1 protein-coding gene is annotated in these 650 nt (G+C 62.0%); it reads right to left on the reverse strand.

What is annotated here, in order from left to right; all coding sequences use genetic code 11:
• A partial coding sequence (locus tag AC1RT6_RS21225) for an alginate export family protein (protein ID WP_493029660.1) occupies positions 1-650 on the reverse strand: 650 nt, incomplete at both ends.

Genomic DNA, 650 nt, shown 5'->3' on the forward strand with positions numbered 1-650 from the left:
CCGTATTCCCAGCGCCGGGCGCCGAACAGGGTATCGAAACGGGTGAAGGTGGCAGGGTTGGCGCTGTCGCCGCTGGCTTGATCGTATTGAAACGAGACCCGCGGCAGCCACGCCGTATTGAAGGTGTAGCCTGCCTGCGTATGGAAGAAGTAGGCCGAGACATGGAGATCGCGCCTGTCGGTGATGGCGGCCGTCTCGCGGGCGCGACCCGTCTGGTAAGTCGTTTCGACCTCCCAGTCCCACTGCGCAGGCCTCGGCGCCTTCCATAGCCGGAAGCCGGGGGTGAACAGGCGGCGGTTGCGGGTTTGCAACGATCGCAGGCCTGACCCGGTATCATCCTCGTACAGGCCGTAGCCATAGAGCTCGAGGGTTCCGCCGAATACGTTCGCGAAGGTATAGGAACTGCCGTAAAATTGCAGATCCAGGTTCTCCTCATCCAACACGATCGCGTTGTCGAGGATGCCCGGCACGTCGTTGGGCAACCGGTTGTGCGGCATGGTCCAGAACACGGTCATCTGATCCTTGTTCGCGCCCTGCCAGTCGAAGGACGCGCCGGTGAAGGCATTGATGGTGTTTCGGTAGTCGTTACGCGCCATGAGGCGGCGTGAACCGACGTCCTTCGTGAACCGGCCGGTGGTGAGGCTGCTATT

It is taken from the genome of Nitrobacter sp. MLSD-S21, assembly GCF_058809865.1.